Origin of the sequence: Dokdonia ponticola, from assembly GCF_042653865.1 — a bacterium.
Lineage (GTDB): Bacteria > Bacteroidota > Bacteroidia > Flavobacteriales > Flavobacteriaceae > Dokdonia > Dokdonia ponticola.
The window spans coordinates 112674-134746 of the sequence record NZ_JBHSFV010000006.1 but is presented as its reverse complement, the minus strand read 5'-3'; the positions used below and the strand labels follow the sequence as shown (position 1 = coordinate 134746).

Annotated in this window: 17 protein-coding genes; 15 read left to right on the top strand and 2 right to left on the bottom strand. The window is 38.0% G+C overall.

Translation table 11 applies throughout. The annotated features are described in order from the left end of the window. Positions 1–9 precede the first annotated feature (9 nt). Positions 10–3249 carry a VPS10 domain-containing protein gene (locus ACFO3O_RS11250; protein WP_379978791.1) on the top strand — a complete coding sequence of 1080 codons (3240 nt, stop codon included), beginning with the start codon at positions 10–12 and terminating at the stop codon, positions 3247–3249. 453 nt (positions 3250–3702) lie between these two features. Here ACFO3O_RS11250 and ACFO3O_RS11245 read toward each other — a convergent pair whose 3' ends face one another. After that, positions 3703–4056 (bottom strand): 4Fe-4S dicluster domain-containing protein, encoded by a 354-nt coding sequence (locus ACFO3O_RS11245; protein WP_379978789.1) that lies wholly within the window; start codon positions 4054–4056, stop codon positions 3703–3705. A gap of 62 nt (positions 4057–4118) precedes the next feature. Here ACFO3O_RS11245 and ACFO3O_RS11240 point away from each other — a divergent pair, with 62 nt between their 5' ends. The 9 genes from ACFO3O_RS11240 to ACFO3O_RS11200 all read left to right on the top strand — a co-directional run bounded on the left by ACFO3O_RS11240 (position 4119) and on the right by ACFO3O_RS11200 (position 12972). Beyond that, positions 4119–5210: an acyl-CoA reductase gene (locus tag ACFO3O_RS11240; protein ID WP_379978787.1), complete on the top strand. Its 1092-nt coding sequence runs from the start codon at positions 4119–4121 to the stop codon at positions 5208–5210. Positions 5211–5375: 165 nt separating this feature from the next. Beyond that, positions 5376–6440, top strand: coding sequence for a 3-phosphoserine/phosphohydroxythreonine transaminase (serC, locus tag ACFO3O_RS11235; protein ID WP_379978785.1), 1065 nt, complete (start codon positions 5376–5378; stop codon positions 6438–6440). Positions 6441–6627: 187 nt separating this feature from the next. Then, positions 6628–7578 carry a D-2-hydroxyacid dehydrogenase gene (locus ACFO3O_RS11230; RefSeq protein WP_379978783.1) on the top strand — a complete coding sequence of 317 codons (951 nt, stop codon included), beginning with the start codon at positions 6628–6630 and terminating at the stop codon, positions 7576–7578. A gap of 226 nt (positions 7579–7804) precedes the next feature. Continuing rightward, positions 7805–8437, top strand: coding sequence for a DUF937 domain-containing protein (locus ACFO3O_RS11225; protein ID WP_379978781.1), 633 nt, complete (start codon positions 7805–7807; stop codon positions 8435–8437). 233 nt (positions 8438–8670) lie between these two features. Then, positions 8671–9078, top strand: coding sequence for a DUF6146 family protein (locus ACFO3O_RS11220; protein ID WP_379978779.1), 408 nt, complete (start codon positions 8671–8673; stop codon positions 9076–9078). 15 nt (positions 9079–9093) lie between these two features. Then, positions 9094–9615, top strand: coding sequence for a DUF6787 family protein (locus ACFO3O_RS11215; protein WP_379978777.1), 522 nt, complete (start codon positions 9094–9096; stop codon positions 9613–9615). A 5-nt stretch (positions 9616–9620) separates the two neighbouring features. Next, on the top strand, positions 9621–9953 hold the full coding sequence (locus ACFO3O_RS11210) for a hypothetical protein (RefSeq protein ID WP_379978775.1): 333 nt from the start codon (positions 9621–9623) through the stop codon (positions 9951–9953). Positions 9954–9993: 40 nt separating this feature from the next. After that, positions 9994–12393: a TonB-dependent receptor gene (locus ACFO3O_RS11205; RefSeq protein WP_379978773.1), complete on the top strand. Its 2400-nt coding sequence runs from the start codon at positions 9994–9996 to the stop codon at positions 12391–12393. A gap of 24 nt (positions 12394–12417) precedes the next feature. Further along, complete coding sequence (locus ACFO3O_RS11200; RefSeq protein ID WP_379978771.1) at positions 12418–12972, top strand: type 1 periplasmic binding fold superfamily protein; 555 nt, start codon at positions 12418–12420, stop codon at positions 12970–12972. 355 nt (positions 12973–13327) lie between these two features. Here the strand turns inward: ACFO3O_RS11200 and ACFO3O_RS11195 are convergent, their stop codons facing one another. After that, positions 13328–14863: an NAD(P)H-hydrate dehydratase gene (locus tag ACFO3O_RS11195; protein WP_379978769.1), complete on the bottom strand. Its 1536-nt coding sequence runs from the start codon at positions 14861–14863 to the stop codon at positions 13328–13330. Between the two features lie 772 nt (positions 14864–15635). Here ACFO3O_RS11195 and ACFO3O_RS11190 point away from each other — a divergent pair. From ACFO3O_RS11190 to ACFO3O_RS11170, 5 genes are all read left to right on the top strand, one after another. Beyond that, a complete protein-coding gene (locus tag ACFO3O_RS11190; protein WP_379978767.1) occupies positions 15636–16133 on the top strand; it encodes a hypothetical protein in 498 nt (165 codons plus the stop codon). A 208-nt stretch (positions 16134–16341) separates the two neighbouring features. Further along, on the top strand, positions 16342–17967 hold the full coding sequence (locus ACFO3O_RS11185) for a hypothetical protein (protein ID WP_379978765.1): 1626 nt from the start codon (positions 16342–16344) through the stop codon (positions 17965–17967). A gap of 256 nt (positions 17968–18223) precedes the next feature. Beyond that, positions 18224–19519 carry a hypothetical protein gene (locus ACFO3O_RS11180; RefSeq protein ID WP_379978763.1) on the top strand — a complete coding sequence of 432 codons (1296 nt, stop codon included), beginning with the start codon at positions 18224–18226 and terminating at the stop codon, positions 19517–19519. Between the two features lie 287 nt (positions 19520–19806). Beyond that, positions 19807–20184 carry a hypothetical protein gene (locus ACFO3O_RS11175; RefSeq protein WP_379978761.1) on the top strand — a complete coding sequence of 126 codons (378 nt, stop codon included), beginning with the start codon at positions 19807–19809 and terminating at the stop codon, positions 20182–20184. 388 nt (positions 20185–20572) lie between these two features. Further along, complete coding sequence (locus ACFO3O_RS11170; protein ID WP_379978759.1) at positions 20573–21664, top strand: hypothetical protein; 1092 nt, start codon at positions 20573–20575, stop codon at positions 21662–21664. The last annotated feature ends 409 nt before the right edge of the window (positions 21665–22073 follow it).

Below are 22073 nucleotides of genomic sequence, written 5' to 3'. Positions count from 1 at the left end.
CACACCAAAATGAAGATTGCAATTAAATTTGTGATGCTATTCCTGTTATCAGCTAGCATGACACTTCACGCACAAGAAAAACAAGAAAAATCTAAAAACCCCTTTAGCGGATTAGCCTTTAGAAACATTGGCCCTGCCATGACCTCTGGAAGAATCGCTGATATCGCTATTCATCCAGACAATGAAAATGTCTGGTATGTCGGTGTCGGGTCAGGAGGCGTTTGGAAAACGACCAATTCAGGGACCACCTGGAAACCCTTATTTGACAATCAAAAAGTCTATTCCATAGGATGTGTGACTATAGATCCTACCACGCCAAGTACCGTTTGGGTAGGAACAGGTGAAAATGTAGGAGGACGTCACGTCGGCTTTGGCGACGGGATTTATGTCAGTCGAAATGACGGAAAATCATGGAAGAATATGGGACTGGAAAATTCAGAACATATCTCTAAAATTATTGTACATCCCGAAAATTCAGACGTTGTATGGGTTGCTTCTCAAGGCCCCCTTTGGAGTAAAGGTGGAGACCGTGGGGTGTTTAAAACGACAGACGGAGGAAAAACATGGAAACGCACCTTAGGAGATGACGTATGGGTAGGCGCAACCGATCTACTTATAGACCCAAATAACCCAGACATATTATATGCAGCTACCTGGCAAAGACACAGAACAGTTGCTGGATATCTTGGAGGAGGTCCTGGATCAGGACTTCATAAAAGTACCGATGGTGGTGATACGTGGACACCCCTTACAAATGGAATTCCGAAATCAAACCTCGGTAAAATAGGATTGGCAATGTCGCCTTTTAACTCAGATATTGTGTATGCCGCTATTGAACTCGATAGACGAAAAGGGGGGGTATATATGACTTCTAATGGAGGGGCTACGTGGACTAAACAATCAGATGCTGTATCGGGAGGTACAGGACCACACTATTATCAGGAACTCATTGCTTCACCGCATTATGAAGGAACATTATTTATGATGAATAATAGTGCGTTGATTTCAACCGATCATGGAAAAACCTTCACCAATATGAAGCGATCCAATCAGCATAGTGATAGCCATGCGTTGGTTTTTAAACCATCAGACCCTAACTATTTATTGATTGGAACCGATGGAGGACTCTATGAAAGCTTTGATAACACTGATAGCTGGAAATATGTACGGAACTTACCCATTACACAATACTTTAAAATTGCGGTAGACGATGCGCTTCCTTTTTACAATGTATATGGAGGAACACAAGACAATGGATCACACGGAGGTCCTTCACAGACGATTAGCTCTGATGGTATTGCAAGCGCCGATTGGTGGAAAACCCTAGGTGCCGATGGCGCCCAAACAGCTACAGAACCTGGAAATCCTGACATTACCTATGGAGAATTTCAGCAGGGTGCGCTATGGAGAATTGATAGTAAAACAAGAGAAACGGTCTTTATCCAACCCCAAGCAAGAGAAGGAGATCCGTATGAACGTTTTAATTGGGATGCTCCTATTGTTGTGAGTTCGCACAACCCTAAAAGACTCTATTTTGCTTCGCAACGGGTTTGGAAATCTGAAAACAGAGGCGATGCTTGGGAACCAATTTCTGGAGATTTGACCCTCAATCAAGATCGTTCTCAGTTTCCGTATTACGACCAACCACAAAGTTGGGATAATGCATGGGATGTTTCTGCGATGTCTAATTATAACACGATTACATCACTGGCGGAATCTCCAAAACAAGAAGGTCTTCTCTATGCAGGAACCGATGATGGTCTCATCCAAGTCACCGAAAATGGAGGAGCTAGTTGGAAGAAAATCACTCTAAATAGTATTAAAGGTGTCCCTACAACGCCTTTTGTCAATGATGTTCGCGCCGATCTTTTTGATGCGAATGTGGTGTATGCAGCCCTAGACAATCACAAATATGGAGATTATAAACCGTACATCATTAAAAGTTCTGATAAAGGAAATACATGGAAATTAATCAACGGCGATTTACCTGACAAACTCTTAATATGGCGATTGGTACAAGATCATGTAAAGAAAGATCTCCTATTTGCTGCCACCGAGTTTGGCGTATACTTCACCTCAAATGGAGGTGCCAATTGGCTAAAATTAAAAGACGGAATGCCAACCATTCCGATTCGTGATATTACGATTCAACGACGCGAAAATGATTTGGTTGCAGGCTCCTTCGGTAGAGGGATTTTCATCTTAGATGACATTACACCTTTACGAAATTTCGCGCCAAGCATGAATAACAAAGAAGCAACGCTTTTTCCTATAAAAACAGCACATTGGTACCGACAATCAAGTCGTGTGGGAAGTCAAGGTGATGCTGAGTGGATAGCTAAAAATCCAGATTTTGGGGCTAATTTCACCTACTACATGCCTTCAAAACTCAAATCGAAAAAAGACCTGAGAAAAGAAAAAGAGAAAAAAGGAGATGTAAAATTTCCAAGTTGGGATGCGCTTGAAGAAGAAAGCAGACAAGATGGTCCTTCCATCGTATTGATTATTAAAGATGCCAACGGACAGGTAGTCAATACCGTAAACGGGACTAACAAGAAAGGCTTTAATCGCGTGAGTTGGAATTTAAGCTATCCTAACAAAAGTGGAGAACGTTTACAAGCACCAAGAGGTCGTCGCGGCTTCAGAGGGAGTGGTGTCATGGCTACACCTGGAACGTATACAGTCACTTTAGTAAAACAAATAGATGGATCACAGACGGTATTACAAGGACCGGAATCATTTAATGTGGAGCCTTTATTTGATGGAGCATTACCTAGAAAACCCTACAAAGAAACGGATGACTTTAGAGAAGCTGCTTTTGCATTTCAGCAGGATTTAACTGCCACGAATATTGAGCTCTCTAAAAGTCAGCAGACCGTAGATGCGATGTTACGTGCTTTACAAAAAGCAACGTCTCCGACAGATGATTTATATAAGCGTTTACACGATGCGAAAACGACTTTATTAGACATTGATAAAGAACTGCACGGTAATCCTGTAAAAGATGAGATTGGTGAGCGATCCAACCCGACAGCAAGTGATGGGAATTCTTTAGGCTGGAGAGCATTAGGAAACACCTATGGCCCTACAGAAGAACATAAAATGCTATTAAGCAGAGTACAAAGTCAACTCAAAAAAGTAAAGGCAAAATTACTACCTATTGTCAATTCAACACTTCCTTCGCTTGAAAAAGATTTGAAAAATGCAGGAGCGCCTTGGATTGAAGGACAGGGATTGATAAGTAATTAGACACCATAGATATTTAATTTGCAAAAAAAGCTATCTAAAAAGTGTCAAAATAACGTATTGTCACCCTGAGCCTTTCGACAAGCTCAAGACAGGCTCTGTCGAAGGGCTTCTAATTATCAGAAGATAAAAACTTCGACAAGTGGCACACTGAGTTTATCGAAGTGCTCAGTTTGACATGTTATACCATTTACCAATTGAATTTACTGTAATAAAACACCCTTTTTTCCTTTCTATTTCACAAGAAAAAAGAAACCGTAGCTTAGGCTATGCTTTAGTTTTCTTTCTCATATAAAGAAAAAAATCATCGTTTTCTTTTCCAGTAAATTCAATTAATAACTGGTATTAATAAATCTTTTTAGACAGCTTCTTTTTAATTACAACAAATAATAACAAATCTCCATAAAAAAAGCACCTCAATCGAGGTGCTTTTTTGATTTCAAATAGTATTTTATATTAATTATCAGGGTGCATAAATGCCTGCTTTCCTAATAATTCTTCTTCAGTTTCAACGTGATCTTCATCGGGCACACAACAATCTACTGGACATACCGCTGCACACTGAGGCTCATCATGAAAACCTTTACATTCCGTACATTTATCTGGGATGATGTAATAGATTTCGTCACTTACAGGCTCTTGCGCTTCGTCGGCATTGACCGCTTTTCCGTTAGGTAATACCACATTCCCTGCTAGACTCGTTCCATCAGAATAACGCCAATCGTCTGCTCCTTCATAAATCGCTGTATTAGGGCATTCGGGTTCGCATGCGCCACAATTTATACATTCGTCTGTGATGATAATTGCCATAGGTTCTTTTTTCAATAACTTTGCACAAAAATAGTGTCTATCTATAGATTAGGCAAATGTGTATGGAATTACAACAAAGAATTAACGCTTTTGTTCAACTAGGACAATTTTTATCTCAATTTTCTAGGACTGAAATTACTCAGAAAGAAGGAGTTCCGTATAACGATCTTTTTTTTGAAGGGTTTCAACATCAGATCAAATTAGCGGGGCAACACAATGGCTGGTTTACCAAAGAAAATGTGCTTTTTGCCATCGAGGGATGGGCCGAATTACTATCTGAAAAGAACCTTTCTGAATGGTTAGCTGCGTATGAGTCCGCGGGAGTTTATGCTGAGCATGGTCGAAGTACGAAAGCGTATACTCCCAAAACCATCGCCATTATCATGGCTGGGAATATCCCGTTGGTGGGGTTCCACGATTTCTTATCGGCTCTCATTACAGGGCATTCCGTGATCGTTAAACAATCCAGTAACGATAAACACCTCCTCCCCTTTCTTGCCAAATATCTAGAATATGTAGCACCCGAATATAAAGGAATGATCACCTTCACCGAAGAAAAGTTAGAAGCCTATGATGCAGTTATTGCCACGGGAAGTGATAATACGGCGCGTTATTTTGACTATTATTTTGGCAAAAAACCAAATATCATTCGCAAAAACCGAAACTCAGTGGCAGTGTTAACAGGTAACGAAACCCCTGAACAACTAGAAGCCCTTTCAGAAGATATTTTTAGATACTACGGCTTAGGATGCCGTAATGTTTCTAAATTATATGTCCCTGAAAATTATAATTTTGATGCGTTTTTTAGTGCTATTTACGCTTGGAAGGACATCATCAATCAAGCAAAATATGCCAATAATTACGATTATAACAAGGCCGTATACTTGATGAGTCTTTTTGAGATGCTAGAAAATGGATTTTTAATGCTTAAAGAAGATGCGAGTTTCGGATCCCCTATTGCTACGCTGTTTTATGAAAAGTATAGTTCTTTAGAATCATTATATAATACGTTACAAGAACATGCAGATGCGATACAATGTGTTGTTGGAGAAGGACTGGATATCCCAACGGTTTCCTTTGGAGAAACTCAAAAACCAACATTGCACGACTATGCTGATGGTGTGGATACTATTGCATTTTTGTTAAGAAAATAGTTTATAAATTATCATATTGATAACAGGTTTTTATGGCATTTTAGGCATCTTTGTATTTTAATAAAGGGGCTTATGATATCTTCATAAGATGTCCTTAAAAATAGAAATAAGATTCAACTCAAAAAGTCGAATATCAAACCCCATTAGCGGGATAAAACATACCCTATGAAAAAGCATAATTTTAGCGCAGGTCCTTGTATTTTACCACAAGAAGTTTTTCAAGAAGCCTCACAAGCTATAGTAGATTTTAATAACTCAGGATTATCCATTTTAGAGATCTCACACCGTAGTAAAGATTTTATGGATGTGATGGATGAAGCTCGCAACCTTGCTTTAGAATTACTAGGGCTTGAAGGACAAGGCTACAAAGCATTGTTTTTACAGGGAGGTGCTAGTATGCAGTTTTTAATGACTGCATACAATTTACTACAAACAAAAGCAGGATACCTCAATACAGGAACTTGGAGTGACAAAGCCATTAAAGAAGCTAAGCATTTTGGAGAAGTGATTGAAGTGGCTTCTAGTAAAGATGCCAACTATAAGTTTATTCCTAAAGGTTTTATTTTACCCGAAGGATTGGATTACTTACACTTAACAAGTAACAATACCATTTTTGGAACGCAGATTAAACACTTCCCAGATGTAGATTGTCCTTTAATTTGTGATATGAGTAGTGATATCTTTTCGCGAAAGCTAGATTTTTCAAAATTTGATATGATTTATGCAGGCGCACAAAAAAATATGGGTCCCGCAGGAACGACATTGGTGGTGATCCGAGAGGATATTTTAGGAAAAGTAACCCGTGCGATTCCGAGTATGCTGGATTACAAAACCCACATAAGCAAAGGAAGTATGTTCAATACCCCTGCAGTATATGCCGTGTATGTATCAATGCTTACCATGCGTTGGCTTAAAGCGAAAGGAGGCGTAGAAGCAATTGAAGAGGTCAATAACCGTAAGGCTACCTTACTATATTCAGAGATAGAATTAAACCCGTTGTTTAAAGGATTTGCCGCGAAAGAAGACAGATCTACGATGAATGCAACCTTTTCCCTTACTGATGGAGACCTTAAAGAAACCTTTGATGCGATGTGGAAAGAAGCTGGTATCAATGGCTTAAACGGTCACAGAAGTGTTGGCGGATATAGAGCCTCTATGTACAATGCATTAAGTGTTGAAAGTGTAGGAACACTCGTAGATGTGATGAGCGAATTGGAGAGAAAGGCGTAAAGAGATTGAAGCTGGATGCTGGATGCTGGATGCTGGATGCTGGATGCTGGATGCTGGATGCTTAAATAAATGAATAGTTGCAACAAGAATAAAATAAATTGATTAATAATAAGATTCCCTACCGAGTTTATGCTGAGCGTAGTCGAAGTATGGGAATTATAAATTACCCGCCTACGCGGGCATTCGTATGAGAGTATTAGCAAACGATGGTGTATCACAAACAGGAATTGATGCATTAGAAAAAGCAGGATTTGAAGTTATTACCACAACCGTAGCACAAGAGCAACTAGCCAACTACATCAATACTGAAAAAATTGATGTCGTATTAGTTCGCAGCGCAACGACCGTTCGCAAAGACGTGATAGACGCATGTCCTGATCTTAAAATTATAGGACGCGGGGGTGTAGGAATGGATAATATTGATGTGGCCTACGCGCGTGAAAAAGGATTGCATGTGATTAACACCCCAGCAGCTTCTTCTGGATCGGTAGCAGAATTGGTATTTGCGCATTTATATGGAGGTGTTCGTTTCTTATACAACTCCAATAGAGATATGCCGCTAGAGGGAGACTCTAAATTTAAAGATCTTAAAAAAGCGTACGCGAAAGGAGTCGAACTCCGCGGAAAAACCATAGGTATCCTAGGATTTGGTCGTATCGGACAAGAAGTGGCAAAAATTGCCATTGGTTGCGGGATGAATGTGATTGCGAGTGATCCTTTTATGGAAAAAGCAACGATTGATCTTTCCTTTTTTGACGGACAAACCGCTTCATTTACTATCAAAACCATTGCAAAAGACGCATTATTAAAACAAGCGGATTTCATAACCCTACACGTTCCTGCTCAAAAAGAATATGTGATAGGAAAGAGTGAGTTGGCAATGATGAAAGAAGGTGCTGTGATTGTCAATGCAGCCCGTGGTGGTGTGATTGATGAAGTAGCGCTTATTGAAGCACTCGATAGTGGGAAGTTATCTTTTGCAGGACTGGATGTTTTTGAAAACGAACCAAAACCTGCCATTAAAGTATTAATGAACCCTAAAGTATCACTTACGCCACATATTGGTGCAGCAACACAAGAAGCACAAGACCGTATTGGAACTGAGCTTGCCACACAAATTATTGAGATTTTAAAATAAAACGTCATCGATAACAATGTGGTTCATGACCAACTATTCGTGATTGATAATTAAAATATATCTAAAAACCACCGTGTAATTGCATGGTGGTTTTTTATGGAAATTAATTAAAAACATCGATATAAAACACCTTTGTATGGATGAAATGCATTATTAAGAATCAAAAAGGTCTTGCATTCAAATATTTCGTACATTGAAATCATTAACAACGTAAACTATATAAAAGATGTCAGGATTACTAGACTTATTAAACAGCCCCATGGGAAAACAGATTATTAGCGGAGTGAGTGGGTCAACGGGTCAATCAGAAGGCGATACAAGCAAGCTATTAAGTATGGCAATGCCCGTTCTTATGGGCGCCATGAAAAAAAACGCACAAACACCAGAAGGAGCTGCCGGATTAATGGGAGCACTTTCTTCAAAACACGATGGTAGTATATTAGACAACCTAGGAGGTCTTTTTCAAGGTGGTGTAGACGAAAATATCACCAAAGATGGTGATGGTATATTAGGCCACTTATTAGGAGGAAATCGTCCTACTGTAGAAAATGCATTAAGTAAAAAATCTGGAATGGATGCAGGAACTGTCGCACAAATTCTTAAAGTAGCAGCACCGATCTTAATGGGCGTCTTAGGAAAACAAACACGTCAGAGTAATGTAAATGATTCTAACGGAATGAATGCATTATTAGGAAGTATGTTAGGCGGACAGCCACAAGAAAACCAAAGCCTTATCACTAGCTTATTAGATGCAGACGGAGACGGAAGCATTCTAGATGATGTAGCTGGTATGGTACTAGGAAGCAATAAGAAAAAAGGAGGACTCGGTGGTTTATTAGGAGGTCTCTTCGGAAAATAACATATAAGAATTTACCCAACTTTTTGAAAATCACATACTGTCTTTGATAGTATGTGATTTTTTGTTTTTAGGAATACAAGTAAGGAACTATGTTCCCTCACCCAAGCCACCCGTTCCCTCATTTAGAGTTTCAACACCTCCATACCTGCTGTACATTTGTTCAAAAGAAATAGGAATTCTATTACAGAAAACATTAACACAAATTTTGAACTAAAATCAGTAAATTTAAGATTATGAAAAAGATTCTTTACACCCTTGTCCTCGCAGCCTTCGTTATAGGATGTGCGACTACAAACACAAAAAATGACATCGGAAATACTGCAGGAACTACCTCAGATACCGTTCGCATTGCCAATGACAGTCTTGAGTTTGAGATTATAATTATAGAACCTGGATTCAATAATTGGCTCGCTACACAACAACCTAGAGGCTATTATGAGCAAATGTACTTAGAGAATAGAAATATTATTAGAGTCGTAGAATATAACAATCGTGTCTTAAATAATGCACAATACGATCCTAATCTATATATCCAACAAATCAATTATGAACGAGGCGTCGATTATGGCTATGAAGTTAATTATTTACTACATAATTGGTTTAAATTTTTTGAACAACGCTACGGACAAAAGCTACGATAATCGTATTTTTGTCCTGTGATACAGGACTTCAAAAATCGTTGGGAAATAACAAAAAACTGGCAACTCATTCATCCATTTCTGGGAATGATTGCCACTTTTTTTTCTGCTTACCTCATCGCAAAAGGCATTGTCAAAGCAATCGCTTTTCAAAATGAAAATTACGCACGTATCGCTACGGTTCTTATTACTATAGCAGTTGCCTATCTCATTCTAAAAATCACTCTTTGGTTATTTACAAAACTCTATACCCGTTGGGGAGTTACCCAGCGATGGCAGCTTATTGCTATGTTTTTAGTATTTGCTATTACAGGCAGTAGCGCTGGAAAATTATCAGACCCATGTATGGAATTGGTGGGTCTAACCAAAGAAACCACTAACGGATGGATCTATTGGCCTGTTAGAATTGTGTTAATATTTCCTGTTTATCAAGTTTTATTGGTCATATTTGGATGGATTTTCGGGCAATATATCTTTTTTAAGGATTTTGCCATCAAAATGGCCTCTAGAATAGGCCTTGGTTTTTTATTCAAAACCTAAGAGACTTGCAAACGTATCGTTCCCATATCGCCCAATGCATCTCAGCCATCGTACTGATGGCTTCCTTGTTGCTTCCTGCAGTAGTGAACCTAGTGCATAGTGCCGAGGGACATGAACATTGGGACAAATGCGAAAATCCATCAGACATACACGTACACGAGAAAAAACTAGACTGTAAACTCTATGATGTAACGCTCAAAAAAAATGGCGTTTTCTCTCTTGTAAAAGACGTTGTTTTTAGCGCTCCACTCGAGGTGCCTAAAAAAACAATTCACACCTATGCCATATACAAAACTGTATATACGACTACTCCCCCTAGAGGCCCTCCTTTTTGTTAATTATAGTTCCAAAACACTTTAATTAATAAAATTAGTACTCATGAAATTTATTGCGATACTCTGTACATTGATGTGCTGTAGTACGATCATTGCACAAGACTGCACCTATACCCTTTCTGGTTATGTCATTGACTTACACGATCAAGAAGCCCTTGCTGAAGCAACCCTCAGTATAGAAGAACTAGGACGTGTGATAAAAACAGATGCCAAAGGAAGGTATGTTATTAAAAACCTATGCAATGGTACCACCTATAGCATTCGTGTGTCACACCCTTCTTGTGATGCCGAAACCATTAAAGTCACCATGAACGGTGATACAGAACGCAACATCAATATGGAACATCACCTAGAAGAACTTGGTGAAGTTTCCATTACAGCAGAAGCCCGAAAAAATGCAGGAAAAACCGCTATAGAATCACAAGTATCAACCGAAACGATTCAAGCCAACAGTGCTGGCTCGCTAGGTGATGCTTTGAATAACTTAAGTGGCGTGTCTTCCCTAAATACAGGAAATACCGTGGTAAAACCCGTCATTCAAGGATTGCACAGTAGCCGTGTCGTATTAATTACAGACGGTACGCGACTGCAAGATCAAGAATGGGGCGTAGAACATGCACCTAACGTCGACTTAAATAATGCAGGGAATATCGCTGTCATTAAAGGAGCGGCAGGATTGCAATACGGAGGCGATGCTGTGGGAGGAACTATTGTGGTTAATCCTAGAAGGATTCCTATATCTGATAGTTTATTTGGAGAAACGCTTATTACAGGCGTTTCCAATGGCCGTGGTGGAAGTATCACCTCTACCCTAGTCAAATCCTATAATTCTGGATGGTATGGAAGCTTTCAAGGAACCTTAAAGCGTTTTGGGGACTTTGAAGCGCCAGACTATGTGCTGAGTAATACAGGGGCTTTTGAACGAGATCTCGCCCTACGAGTAGGGGTTAATAAATACGCCTACGGAATCGAAGCAAGTTATACCTTATATAACAATGAATTGGGTATTTTACGCGCTTCCCATGTGGGGAATGCCGCCGATCTTGCCAATGCCATCAATAGCGATCAACCGTTAGTGATTAATGACTTCACCTATACTATCAATCCGCCAAAACAGGAAATCAAACACCAAACCGCAAAACTGAATGCCTATAAGCGTTTTAACGACCTTGGGAAATTGAGTTTTCAATATGATTTTCAGCAGAATAATCGGTTGGAATTTGATATTAGACGGGATAGTGAAGACGTGCGCCCTGCTATAGATTTGGAGTTGCGCACCCATACCATGACCTTAGATTTTGACTATACCGCAGATAATACGGTGGAGGCAAAAGCTGGGATTCTAGGAAGATCACAAACCCATTTTCCAGATCCGTCTACAGGGATTCGCAGACTCATTCCTGACTATGACCGTGTTGATGTTGGGGTATATGCACTGGCTGCCAAAACCCTTGACAGATGGACCATCGAAGGGGGTGTGCGCTATGATTATAACTATATTGATGCTCAAAAGTTTTATCGCACATCCTTTTGGGAAGCAAGAGGGTATGATGTATTGTTTCCAGAATTGGTGGTCGAAGATTTTGGTACACAACTGTTGACCAATCCTGAGTTTACTTTTCACAATGTATCAGCAACCGCAGGTGTAGCCTATGATTTTAATGATACCTATGCCCTTACGTTTAATTATGCCTTGTCCAACAGAGCGCCTAACCCATCTGAGTTATTCAGTGATGGCCTTCACCAAAGTGCCTCGCGTATTGAGTTAGGAGACATTCGATTTGATAAAGAAACGTCAAATAAGGTGTCTGTTGCGCTTTCGCGAAAACGTACTCATTGGTCATTTACGATAGCACCATTTGCTAATTATATAGCCAATTTTATCCTCATAGAACCTACCGGAAGTCAGCAGACGTTGCGCGGAAACTTCCCCGTTTGGGAATACCGTCAGACCGATGCACGACTCCTCGGGGTGGATGTGGATAACACCTTTCGCGTAAGCGAACACATAGAAATCACCAATCAACTTTCTATTGTCAAAGGGCAAGATACTGAACGGGATCTTCCTTTGATTAATATGCCACCTGTTAACACAAGAAACCGTGTGACCTATAGCAATGAAAAGTGGCATCATTTAAAAGTATGGGTAGAAAGTCAGTATGTATTTAGGCAAAACGAATTTCCAGATACCAATTTTGACATTTTTATCGTAGAAACCGATCAAAATGTATTGGTGGATGTGAGTACACCGCCAGATGCATACCACTTAATCAATCTGAGAGGGCAGCTTGATTTTAAGGTAAGTGACCAATCAACGCTAGAAGTAGCGCTGGCTGTCAACAACCTTTTTGATACTTCGTATCGTAATTATTTAAACAGACAACGCTTTTTTGCCGATGATTTAGGCAGAAATGTGAGTCTACAACTCAAAGTAAATTATTAAACCAAAAATTTAAAACAAATTATTATGAAAACTATACACACTTATTTGATGGCCCTTTTTGTTGGAATAATCGCTATTTCTTGCTCTGATGATGATGGTAATGAGCCAATAATCATCAATGAAGAAGAAGTGATTACAACCGTACGTGTCCAATTAACAGAGGGTACTAATATGGTAACTTTAGAAAGCCTTGATGATGATGGAGACGACGGTCCTAATGCGCCAGTGTTTACCATTAGTGGTCCATTAACTGCCAATACAACCTACACGGGAACGGTGACTTTCTTAAATGAAATAGAAGATCCTGCCGAAGACATCACAGAAGAGGTAGAAGAAGAAAGTGATGAGCATCAGGTATTTTTTACACCTGCATCTGGTCTAAATATCACAACGACCGCTACTAATTTTGATGGTAATGGAAATCCATTAGGGACAGAGTTTACCCTTACAACTGGAGATGCAAGTACTGGAAACTTTACAGTCACGCTACGTCACGAGCCTACAAAGCCAAACACAGGCCTTGCCGATGCTGGCGGCGAAACTGATGTAGAAGTGACATTTAACGTGACAGTTCAATAAGATATATATTTTTGATTAGTAGTAAGGCGGTTACAGGATTAGTAACCTATGGTATCGTAATAGATATCGTAAAGTAACCGCCTTCATTTAAAATAGTATAGTACTAGAAAATACTTTTTTAATTCCACTAATATAGTTAAAGATTTGTACTTTGACTTTACTTGTCAAAGTAGTTTTGAGATTAGGCATTTCTTCTAATTCAAAATGAATCTATACAGTAACTGCTTTTAAAATAGAGTAGTACTCTATTTTAGAGTACTACTCTATTTTTTTTGTTTCCAAAGGGAGAAAATACGCTCTTAGTAACATTTTATTATTTCTTTGACCGCAAGAATAAGCGTTCCCACTTTGGGGATTAGGGGGCTTTGGGCTCCTCTGGTTTTGCAAACAAATCCATATAGGCTCTACCTAGAAATTCGATCACGTCCCCTGCCATTAGCCCTTCAATACCATATTGGTTGATCGCAATATCGGCAGCCCTTCCATGGAAATACACACCCATCAGTGCCGCTTCCATCGGATGATATCCTTGTGCTAATAGACCTGTAATCACCCCTGTTAACACATCCCCACTGCCTGCCGTTGCCAGTCCTGGGTTTCCAGAATCATTGATATAGAGTTTCATATCATGGGTGGTAATGGTATGCGCGCCTTTGATCACGATAATGATATCATGGGTTTTGGCAAATTTTGAGGTTTTTTCCAAACGGTCAAAATCATCTTTCCACGTTCCGATCAGTCGTTCTAATTCGCCTAAATGCGGCGTGAATATCGATAGATTCGGCACATGCTCTAATAAGGCAGGATGCGCGGCAATAATGTTGATCGCATCTGCATCAATCACCATGGGGTTTTTCTGTGCTTTTAGGAATCCTTCGACAGCCTTTACCGTCTTAGGATCTGTTCCCATCCCGGGACCGATACCGATCGCATTGGCTTCCGTTTGGAAATCGATTTCTTCGAGGACTTTCCCGTTAAAATTATCCGTTTCTGCCATCACTTCGGGAAGTGCCGTTTGTAAGATTTGCACCCCAATTTGTGGGACATAGGCAGTGACCATCCCACTTCCAGCCCGCATTGCCGCTTTACTCGCGAGAACGATCGCGCCCATTTTTCCGTAGCTCCCTCCTATCAACAAGCTATGTCCAAACATGCCTTTGTGGGCAAATTGATGCCGACTCTTATACATCTGGATCACTTCCTGTTTTCCAATCAGTTCGACATCCGTCGGCGTTTTGGCAAGGTATTCAGGATCAAGTCCGATATCTAAAATATCCCAGGCTTGCATAAAGGGCGCGGTAGCAGGTAAAAAGAACGGTAATTTAGGCGCTTGAAAGCTCAGCGTAAAGCGAGGGAGTACAATCACATCCCCTTCTTCGGGTGATCGGTCCATATACATTCCTGACGGAATATCCACACTCAGCACATACGCATTGGAGGCATTAATCGCACTAAACAACTTCTTCACCCAATCCTGTGGCGCTCTATTGAGTCCGATGCCAAAAATAGCATCAATCACAATATCTTGCGGACTGATTTCAGGCAGCACACTTTCTTCGGTGAGGACGATGGGCCAGTTTTTGGTCACTGATTTCAACCGATCATACGCTTCTAGAAAATCAGGCACCCGTTTGGTGTTATAATTCACCACATAGGTCGTCACATTGTAGTTATTTTCGACGAGGTACCGAGCGAGCACCATGCCGTCTCCCCCATTATTTCCAATCCCACAGAAAACTTTGATCGGTACTTTCCCGCCCTGTAAACGCTCATGTACCCACTCGTACAAGTAGCCCCCTGCCCGCTCCATCAGGTTAATGGACGGAAGGCTTTCTTTTTCGGCGGTGATCTTATCGGCTTCGTATATCTGTGCTCTGCTGTATATTTTCATGAAGTGTTGTTTTCGGTATCTATCTATATCTAGACGTTGGTATCCCGTAAAAATACTACTTTTTTGGAGTATGTTTTTTACGCTTTCGCGAAAATATAGTATGATCTAAAGCAGATAATAAATGTCACACTGAGCCTGTTAAAGTGCCTAGTTGAAAACGGAAAGGGAATCAAGAATCAGGACTAAAAGCCCCCTAGCCCCCGAAGGGGGAATGGAGCCCCTTGACCCCCGAAGGGGGAACTTCTTACTCATTCTCTAAAAGCCTAAAGACACTTACTCTTGCGATTTAACTCTTATATAAATAATAACTAATAACCTAGCTCCTTCCTTTAGTAAGTCCTGAGTCTTGAGTCGTGAGTCTTGAGTCGTGATTCTTGAGCCGTGATTCTTGAGCCGTGAGCTAAACTAATTTATTAAAATCTTGATAAAAACTAAAATCTAAGCTCCTTCCCTCTCTAAGGCCTGTGCTGAGCCTGCCGAAGTAGAAGGTGGCTGTATAGAGGTACGAAATACAGACGGAAGGGAGCCAAGCCCCCTAGCCCCCGAAGAAGGAATGAAATTGAAATTGAAGTTGAAGTTGAAATACAACAACCCATAGTCTTACGTCTTACGTCTAGAAGCGAAGCGGTCTTACGTCCAGAAGCACAGCGATCTAGAAGCAAAGCGATCCAAAAATCTACACTCAGATACGGAAACCCGTAACAAAACCAACTTTGTGTTGTTTAGATTGCAAATCATAAAAACTTAAACCCAAATCATAATACAATCCACTATGAAAACAACCACTTTATTGATTTTAGGATGCACAATCATGTCTTTATCCTCCTGCAGCAGTTACACCCGCATTGGAGACTTAACAGGCATTAGCAACAGAAATTTGGATGACAGTCAGCAATATGTCATGTTAGAAAGAGAAGTTGAAGCCGTTGCTACGGCTGAAAATGACGCCCTAGAACAAGCCGTTGATACTATGACCAAAGAACACGAAGGCGAATTTTTACGGAATGTCAAAATCTACGTAAAGAGTAATGGTAAAAAGGTAAAAGTGATAGGCGATGTATGGGGCATTCAAAAAACAGCCGTAAATGTGAATACCAATGCTAATGCCACGATTGAACTAAAGATAGGAGATAATGTCGTTTTTGATAGGCGAGGAACAATTACTGACGGTAAAATCATTGGATTGAATGCCAATGGTGTGATTGTCGAATACGGTAAACGAAAAAAGAAAATCGAATTACGGTATGATGATGTGACGAAGACGGAGTAGCGATGTAAATACAAAACCTTACTTCCCACAACAAAGCTACTTACATAAGGGAAACAAACGCTAGAGTAGCTTGTATCTGTCTACAAATCAATTATATTTACGGGATAAAGACGATAAAAACGTATTGCTATCCTGACGGATCTACGGGATATCGACGATGGAATATATTTTATAATGAGTTAGGGGCAATTATCGACGAGCATCGCGAATGAGTGAAAAAGACAGAAATAAAGAAGAACAAAATGAATTTGCTGAAAATATAAAAGGCGAAGTTATTTACATTCTTGACGCAGAAAGTGGCAAGAAAGGTTATTTCTGCATTGGATGTAAAGCTCAAATGCAAGCTGTCAAATCTAAAATAAGAGGACGTAAATCATATTTTAGACACGACGCAACTGATGTAAAGAAAAATCAAAGAGAATGTACTTTTAGTAATCAAAATTATAGACACAGTCAAGCTATGTCAATTTTGAACAGAATTAAAAGAATTAAAGTTCCAACACTGTATAAATATCCTCCAAAAAATTCTGACGGAAAAGCTATTAAACTAAAAAACTCTCAATTTATTGATGCTAAATATACTAAATCAGAATTAACCTTTTACGAAACTGATAATGGAGATGTTAAGTTTGGCAAAAATCCAGATATTGATAACAAAAATTTACTTATGCGTCCAGATGTAACTTTTTTTAATCATCAAAACGAACCAATTTTACTGATTGAGATTGTGGTAACTCACAAAATTAATAATGAAAAATTAGCTAAAATAAAAAGGTTGGGAATTGATACCGTACAAATAACAATTCCTAAGGATTCTCTAGAAAATATAGAGAAAAGTTTTAGTCTTGGACGACAAATAAAATGGATTCATAACAATGAACAAGAACGCACTGAATATATATACTCTCCCAATAACGACACAGAGGGAGTTTCACAAATTGATGAACTCCAAAGAAAGCTTTTCGAAGAATCTTTCGAATGCAGAAAATCACAAGTTAAGAATCTTATACGAGCAATTGCAAAATGTATGGAATCTCAACATTACAGAGGAATTGACAGAGAATTTAGACAAGAAATACAGAGAGTTGAGAATAATACAGGGCGAACTGAAAAAAAGCTCGAAAAGTATAGAGATGGAATTCGAAGAGGAGTTGAAAAACGATTTGAAAGAAGAACAAACTCGATTACAGAAAAGAGAAAAGAACTCGATAAAAAAGAGCAAGATTTGGAAGAACTCTATCAAGCTGAAGAAAGAAAACTTGACAACTACTTTGGAAAAAATGAGACAACAATTAAGGAACGAGGTAGACTTTTGGAAGAACGATATATTAAGCGAAGAAAAGAAATTGAAAGAGAGCAAAGAGAAATTAGAGAGTCAATCCTTGAAATCGAGTTCTTTGAATCAACAGAAAGAGAATATCGAGATGAAGAAAAAAGAATTGAAATTGATATCAAGCGAATTAGAGGAGAAATTGACCGAGACATCAAATATAGAGAAACCATATCTAACAAATTTGAACGACTTAAAAACAGAGAACGAGAAACATTTGAAAAAGAAAAAAGAGAAATTAAAAAGCAAAGAGAAAGCCTTCCAAATATCTTTAAAGAAAAAGAAAGAGAACTTGAATCGGAATTTGAAAGAATTAGAAAAAGAAGAATTGAGCAAATTGAAAATGAAGATTTTGGAGAATCTTCCGAATTCTCTACAGGACTTAAAAAAATACTCGATACGAGAAGCCTACTCGATGATTGGGATGAAAAACAACTTAATTTTGAGAGAAACCGAACAGCTTGGGAATGCTTTAGAAAAGGGTCTTACAAAGATTGGGATTAAAAAATCTGATTTTATTAAAAAAATGGATAGGAATATAAAATAACTGCCCTAACACGGTGTATAAAACATAGCTAATAAGTGCTAAACCGAAAGGTTTGCGTATTTTTAGAAAGTCCGCTAAATTTTTAATTTGGCTTTTAAAAAGAGAAAAATTAAAAATAAAATATAAAAATTCGGCTCTGTGTTAACCCGAAAAGTTAGTGTCTTTTTACACGCTACGTTCCATAAACAAGACCGTTGGGCACAATAAAAGAAAATGGAGAAGAAAATAGAAAAATTAAAAAAGAAACTAGAAAATGCTAATATTACTTTCAACGAAATAATTCCTGATGACCCAGATTTCGCTTCTAGAATAATTTTTGAAATACCTGCTGCTAGAGAAAAACAAGAATGCGTAATTCCATTTCGGGAGGAAATAATTGATGATGCTCTAAAATTAGATTTTGAAAAATTTCGATTCCTCAAATCTTATGAGGCAATTTGGTCAAAAGAATCAAAAATTATTGAATGCGAAATAGGTAATGTTGATAGTCCTAATCGTTTCTTTTTTGATAGACTCAATCGAATCATTAATAAACCAGATGAAAATGAAGAAGAAGAAAGCGAAGATGAAATAACCAATATTGATTTACCATCTATAGACGGTTTAACCCTTTCAATTGGTTTTTGCAGTAAAGAGTTTGCGTTTTTAAGTTGGAGCAGAGCTAGAGGCCCAAGAAGTAGGAACGCAAAAAGAATTACATTAAAAATAAAAAATTCCAAAGCGTCAACTCACGATGTGGCAAAGGAACTCATTGAAAAAATAGCAAATTCTCTGTTTTTTCAAATTGATTTAGCTTTTGAACTTCCATTAAATCTTCAAGTTCAAAGAGATAGTTGGATTGATAGAAGAAAGAAAAGTATGAGAAGACAAATGTTTGTAGACCAATCTGCTACAATTACAGAACCAAAATATGAATATGATTCAGAACCAATTTCACTTTATTGGTATGCGAAAGAATCAATTAATATGCCCATATTTCAGTATTTAGCTTTTTATCAAACAATAGAATTCTATTTCCCTATTTATTCTAGTTTTGAAGCAAAACAAAAAATACAAAGTTTAATTAAAGACCCCAGATTTAATCCTAACCGTGATGCGGATATCTCAAAAATTATTTCGACAATTAAAGTTTCGAGTGGTGGGAAATCCTTTGGAAATGAAAGAGACCAACTAAAAGCTACTATTTCTTCTTGCACTGATAATCAGGAATTATTAAGTTTTTTTAAAGCTGATAATGAAAGATTAAATTTTTATGCAGACAATAAAGGGAAAAGCATATCTAATCAAAAGATTTCAATAAAAAATGAAACGTCTGATTTTGTTACTGAAGTTAGTGAAAGAATCTATGAAATTCGTTGCAGGATTGTCCATTCCAAAGCGTCTGAAGGTGACTTTGATGTACTTCTTCCTTATTCCAGCGAGGTGAAAATATTGAATTTTGATATAGAATTAATTGAATTTATTTCTCGAAAAGTATTAATAACGAGTAGCAGACCAATAAAATTATAAGTTACTGTGCCCAACAATGGTAACCGTTAATTCTGATAAAAATGACGCATTATAAGCCTCTCTACCGAGGCTTTTTTCATACCATCTCGTAGGGATTTCTGACTTCAAAACGTTCATATCAAAGTAAATCGCTTATAAATGCCCAACAGGCAAGTCATACGTATTTTATAACTAGTCCTTATCTACCCAAAAAAAATCTACAGAATTTTATATTCAGTTAATATTTAATAAATTAGACTCTTAAAACATGTAAAAAATCTTAGAAAACCGTTAGCTAAAATTTAAAAATGTCCAATTTCAAAAACATCCTTTTTAGTGTTTCAATTTTGAGTTTACTTCTTTTATCATGTGCGACATCCATGACTCCAAGTCAAGTAGGCAATACACTACCAACATTAACACAATCAAATTATTTTAGTCAAATACAAGCAATTGAAGCGGTAAAAAGTAATAAGTGTCAAATACTGGTCAAAGGAAGAAATTACGTTGCTCCAATGGGATTTACGGTAAAAGACGATCTTAAAAATGCAGCAAGAGGTATTGATGAATGGGTTAAAATGGATGGCGGAAATGCGTATATACTCACAAATTATAAATGGGTAACCGTGGACAGTAACGGAGCAACGCAATTACATATTGATTTTGACACTATGCTATGTCAATAAGAAATAAAGTTGTGGCCAATACCTATAACCGTTGCACAACTCCATAATTTTCTAAAAAGTAAGCACATATAAGACGTTTTAAGGGGACTTTATTTTCTAACTTACACCCTAAAAGTGAATTTTTAGGAGGCGTACAACACCTCTTTTTGATCTAAAGAGAAGCGTTTTACAAAATGTTGCAAACAAGCTAAAGAACGTCTTAAAATTAATATACAACACTAAAAAATCTCTGAGAACGGATAAAAACAGTATGAACGGTTGTATAGATCAAAAACTCAAAATAGGGCCAGAATTCAAACTCATTCCTAAAGCAGCTTAAAAAAACTTATATTTAGTAAAATATTGGCGGTTTTGAGACAGACTGCCGTTGTCATCAAGCTTAAAAAAAATGCATTACGAACTACATAAGGAATTAAGTATCCAAACTGCGCTGCTTCAGTTCTATTGTTTTTTAACAAGAGGCTTCTTTTCTGAAACTGAATTTATTTCTCATTTTGATTACGGAAATGAAAATATTGAACAGATTCATAATATGGCTAATCCCGAAAAATGGAACGGAGATTATTCGGTAATAATTAATCGGATTTCTAAAACTAAAGAAATAGTAATAGAAGCAAAATCCTATCTAAAATGGTCTCAAATATGTCCTGACGAAAAAATAGCGGAGTTTATGAATCAAAATCCGGATTTTTATGAAGATGGTATTTCTGTCAAGGATTTAAATGAAATATTTGAAATTAGTGAGGTTCTTGAAAATGGCTATATGTTTCACGATAGTTTTCACGGATATCCAAAAAAACACCTTTATCGCTACGGTGTTGACTGTTTAGATTTTCTTTATTCAGCAAGTTATTTCTACAACGAAGGTTTTGATTATTTCAACAATCGCTTAACCAAAAAATCTTTTGCAGAAATGAACAAGTTGCCTTCTGCGGAAATGAAAAGAATTCAATCAAAAGAAGAAATGATGTTTCGGAGTTTTAGAGAGTCATTTATCAATTTTATATTTTTTGTTGAGAGCTTTATAAATTCTGTTGGTTATGACGCATATCTTAAAGGAAAAGGAACTGATGAAACGGAAAAGAACAAGCTGAAAGGAATTAAATCTGTTAATCAACGAAATGGATTTAAAACTTATTTGTCAATGAGAGATAAGATTAAAGAGTATTCAAGAATAATAAGCGGAACGGAATTAGACATAAATAATGATATATTTAAGAATTACATAAACGATTGTGTCGAATTAAGGAATCAATATGTTCATTCATCCCCTGCAAAAGGTAAAATCAAAATCAGTTTAGACGAATGGAAAAGAAAGTGTGACTTAATGATTGACAAACAATGTTTTGAGGTTTTAGAAACTTTTTGGGATGGTTGTTATCCTGAAAAACAATTTCCAGTTATCATTTTTAACGAATTAAATGCGAGTTCATTTAAAGGCAGGTTAGGAAAAATGATGATTGCGAGAAAAGCCAGATGACAATCGAGTAGCCCGACGCGATGAAAATTCACCGCGTTGAGGCTCTCACACCACCGTATCCTTCGGCTATCGCTCAGGACAGGCCAAGCGGGTCTCGTATACGACGGTTAGCAATCCATCTTTTCAATTGCTCTTTACACCAATAGAAACGAGTTCCTAATTTATCAAATGGCTACACATTTTCTAGGGAATCGGTCACCCAGTAACGAAAACAAATGCTCCATTTGGCATTTCAGAAAGGATTACTTTCAGTCCTTCCTCACTTGTGAGACCTATGCAGTTTTACTGCAACTCGTTTCTAGTGAGTACTGATCTCTGCTGACTTCTCCACAAACCAACTCGTGATTATTCCCTCCCGCCTGCTGGCTCATTCGCTAAAAATGTCTACTAGACATTTTTTAAACGCTCT

Coding starts and splice junctions, on each gene's coding strand:
- ACFO3O_RS11240 (WP_379978787.1), top strand. CDS start 4,119: ATGGAATTACAACAAAGAATTAACGCTTTTGTTCAACTAGGACAATTT.
- ACFO3O_RS11220 (WP_379978779.1), top strand. CDS start 8,671: ATGAAAAAGATTCTTTACACCCTTGTCCTCGCAGCCTTCGTTATAGGA.
- serC (WP_379978785.1), top strand. CDS start 5,376: ATGAAAAAGCATAATTTTAGCGCAGGTCCTTGTATTTTACCACAAGAA.
- ACFO3O_RS11200 (WP_379978771.1), top strand. CDS start 12,418: ATGAAAACTATACACACTTATTTGATGGCCCTTTTTGTTGGAATAATC.
- ACFO3O_RS11245 (WP_379978789.1), bottom strand. CDS start 4,056: ATGGCAATTATCATCACAGACGAATGTATAAATTGTGGCGCATGCGAA.
- ACFO3O_RS11205 (WP_379978773.1), top strand. CDS start 9,994: ATGAAATTTATTGCGATACTCTGTACATTGATGTGCTGTAGTACGATC.
- ACFO3O_RS11185 (WP_379978765.1), top strand. CDS start 16,342: ATGAGTGAAAAAGACAGAAATAAAGAAGAACAAAATGAATTTGCTGAA.
- ACFO3O_RS11195 (WP_379978769.1), bottom strand. CDS start 14,863: ATGAAAATATACAGCAGAGCACAGATATACGAAGCCGATAAGATCACC.
- ACFO3O_RS11180 (WP_379978763.1), top strand. CDS start 18,224: ATGGAGAAGAAAATAGAAAAATTAAAAAAGAAACTAGAAAATGCTAAT.
- ACFO3O_RS11250 (WP_379978791.1), top strand. CDS start 10: ATGAAGATTGCAATTAAATTTGTGATGCTATTCCTGTTATCAGCTAGC.
- ACFO3O_RS11225 (WP_379978781.1), top strand. CDS start 7,805: ATGTCAGGATTACTAGACTTATTAAACAGCCCCATGGGAAAACAGATT.
- ACFO3O_RS11170 (WP_379978759.1), top strand. CDS start 20,573: ATGCATTACGAACTACATAAGGAATTAAGTATCCAAACTGCGCTGCTT.
- ACFO3O_RS11175 (WP_379978761.1), top strand. CDS start 19,807: ATGTCCAATTTCAAAAACATCCTTTTTAGTGTTTCAATTTTGAGTTTA.
- ACFO3O_RS11190 (WP_379978767.1), top strand. CDS start 15,636: ATGAAAACAACCACTTTATTGATTTTAGGATGCACAATCATGTCTTTA.
- ACFO3O_RS11230 (WP_379978783.1), top strand. CDS start 6,628: ATGAGAGTATTAGCAAACGATGGTGTATCACAAACAGGAATTGATGCA.